General features: G+C 56.2%; 2 rRNA genes. Both read right to left on the reverse strand.

The features are described 5' to 3' along the window. Positions 1-11: 11 nt before the first annotated feature. A 5S ribosomal RNA gene (rrf, locus tag HCA61_RS25755) occupies positions 12-128 on the reverse strand. A gap of 131 nt (positions 129-259) precedes the next feature. Then, positions 260-2,942, reverse strand: a 23S ribosomal RNA gene (locus HCA61_RS25760); the annotation flags it as partial.

Genomic DNA, 2,942 nt, shown 5'->3' on the forward strand with positions numbered 1-2,942 from the left:
TCGGAACGAATGCACGGCGGCGACCTACTCTCCCACACCCTGACGAGTGCAGTACCATCGGCGCAGTGAGGCTTAGCTTCCGGGTTCGGAAAGGGACCGGGCGTTTCCCCCACGCTATAACCACCGTAACTCTATGAAACACAACCCACGCTCACGCGTGCCGAACCAAGTGAACACAACCCCCACAGGAGCCCCGCCCACCCAATTCCGACGAAACGGGTGCTGTCTCAGACACCGCACAGTGGACGCGTAACACCTTCATGATAAGTCCTCGGCCTATTAGTACCAGTCACCTCCACACATTACTGCGCTTCCAGTTCCGGCCTATCAACCCGGTGGTCTGCCGGGGGCCTTACCCCAATAAGGGTGAGAAACCTCATCTTGGAACAGGCTTCCCGCTTAGATGCTTTCAGCGGTTATCCCTTCCGAACGTAGCCAACCAGCCATGCCCCTGGCGGGACAACTGGCACACCAGAGGTTCGTCCGTCCCGGTCCTCTCGTACTAGGGACAGCCTTCCTCAAGTTTCTTACGCGCGCGGCGGATAGAGACCGAACTGTCTCACGACGTTCTAAACCCAGCTCGCGTGCCGCTTTAATGGGCGAACAGCCCAACCCTTGGGACCTACTCCAGCCCCAGGATGCGACGAGCCGACATCGAGGTGCCAAACCATCCCGTCGATATGGACTCTTGGGGAAGATCAGCCTGTTATCCCCGGGGTACCTTTTATCCGTTGAGCGACACCGCTTCCACATGCCGGTGCCGGATCACTAGTCCCGACTTTCGTCCCTGCTCGACCTGTCAGTCTCACAGTCAAGCTCCCTTGTGCACTTACACTCAACACCTGATTGCCAACCAGGCTGAGGGAACCTTTGGGCGCCTCCGTTACATTTTAGGAGGCAACCGCCCCAGTTAAACTACCCACCAGGCACTGTCCCTGAACCCGATCAGGGCCCGAGGTTAGACATCCAATACGATCAGAGTGGTATTTCAACAACGACTCCACAAACACTGGCGTGCCCGCTTCACAGTCTCCCACCTATCCTACACAAACCGAACCGAACACCAATACCAAGCTATAGTGAAGGTCCCGGGGTCTTTTCGTCCTGCCGCGCGTAACGAGCATCTTTACTCGTAATGCAATTTCGCCGAGTCTGTGGTCGAGACAGCAGAGAAGTCGTTACGCCATTCGTGCAGGTCGGAACTTACCCGACAAGGAATTTCGCTACCTTAGGATGGTTATAGTTACCACCGCCGTTTACTGGGGCTTAAATTCTCAGCTTCGCCACACAAAATGCAGCTAACCGGTCCTCTTAACCTTCCAGCACCGGGCAGGCGTCAGTCCGTATACATCGTCTTACGACTTCGCACGGACCTGTGTTTTTAGTAAACAGTCGCTTCTCTCTGGTCTCTGCGACCCCACCCAGCTCAGAGTGCAAGACTCATCACCAGACGAGGTCCCCCTTCTCCCGAAGTTACGGGGGCATTTTGCCGAGTTCCTTAACCACAGTTATCTCGATCGCCTCAGTATTCTCTACCTGACCACCTGTGTCGGTTTGGGGTACGGGCCATGTGAAAGCTCGCTAGAGGCTTTTCTCGGCAGCATAGGATCACTGAATTCACCACAACGGCTACGCATCACCTCTCAGGCATCATGAGTGGCGGATTTGCCTACCACTCGCCCTACAGGCTTACACCGGCTATTCCACCAGCCGGCCCAGCTACCTTCCTGCGTCACCCCATCGCTTGACTACTACCACCGAAGGTCCCATGCATCCAACCCCCAATCCCCCGAAGGGAAAAAGGAATCTTCAGGATGGTTAGTACCAGTGATTCATCAGGGGCGCGTTCACACGGGTACGGGAATATCAACCCGTTGTCCATCGACTACGCCTGTCGGCCTCGCCTTAGGTCCCGACTCACCCTGGGCGGATTAACCTGGCCCAGGAACCCTTGGTCATTCGGCGGACGAGTTTCTCACTCGTCTTTCGCTACTCATGCCTGCATTCTCACTCGCATGGCCTCCACAACTAGTTCACACTGCTGCTTCCACGGCCACACGACGCTCCCCTACCCATCCACACCACTGCACACCATCCCGCAGGACAATGCGTGTGTTATGCGAATGCCGCGGCTTCGGCGGTGTACTTGAGCCCCGCTACATTGTCGGCGCAGGACCACTTGACCAGTGAGCTATTACGCACTCTTTCAAGGGTGGCTGCTTCTAAGCCAACCTCCTGGTTGTCTCAGCGATCCCACATCCTTTTCCACTTAGTACACGCTTAGGGGCCTTAGCCGGCGATCTGGGCTGTTTCCCTCTCGACTACGAAGCTTATCCCCCGCAGTCTCACTGCCGCGCTCTCACACCCTGGCATTCGGAGTTTGGCTGACGTCAGTAACCTTGTAGGGCCCATCGGCCATCCAGTAGCTCTACCTCCAGAGTGAAACACGCGACGCTGCACCTAAATGCATTTCGGGGAGAACCAGCTATCACGGAGTTTGATTGGCCTTTCACCCCTACCCACAACTCATCCCCTCAGTTTTCAACCTAAGTGGGTTCGGGCCTCCACGACGTCTTACCATCGCTTCACCCTGGCCATGGGTAGATCACTCCGCTTCGGGTCTAGAACATGCCACTACAAACGCCCTATTCGGACTCGCTTTCGCTACGACTACCCCACACGGGTTAACCTCGCGACATGCCGCTAACTCGCAGGCTCATTCTTCAAAAGGCACGCCATCACCCCCAGCAGACCAAACTGCTCGAAGGCTCTGACGGATTGTAAGCGCACGGTTTCAGGTACTATTTCACTCCCCTCCCGGGGTACTTTTCATCTTTCCCTCACGGTACTAGTCCGCTATCGGTCACCAGGGAGTATTCAGGCTTATCGGGTGGTCCCGACAGATTCACACCGGATTTCACGGGCCCGGTGCTACTTGGGTA

This window comes from Rhodococcus sp. HNM0563, from assembly GCF_012726195.1.
Classification (GTDB): domain Bacteria; phylum Actinomycetota; class Actinomycetes; order Mycobacteriales; family Mycobacteriaceae; genus Rhodococcus.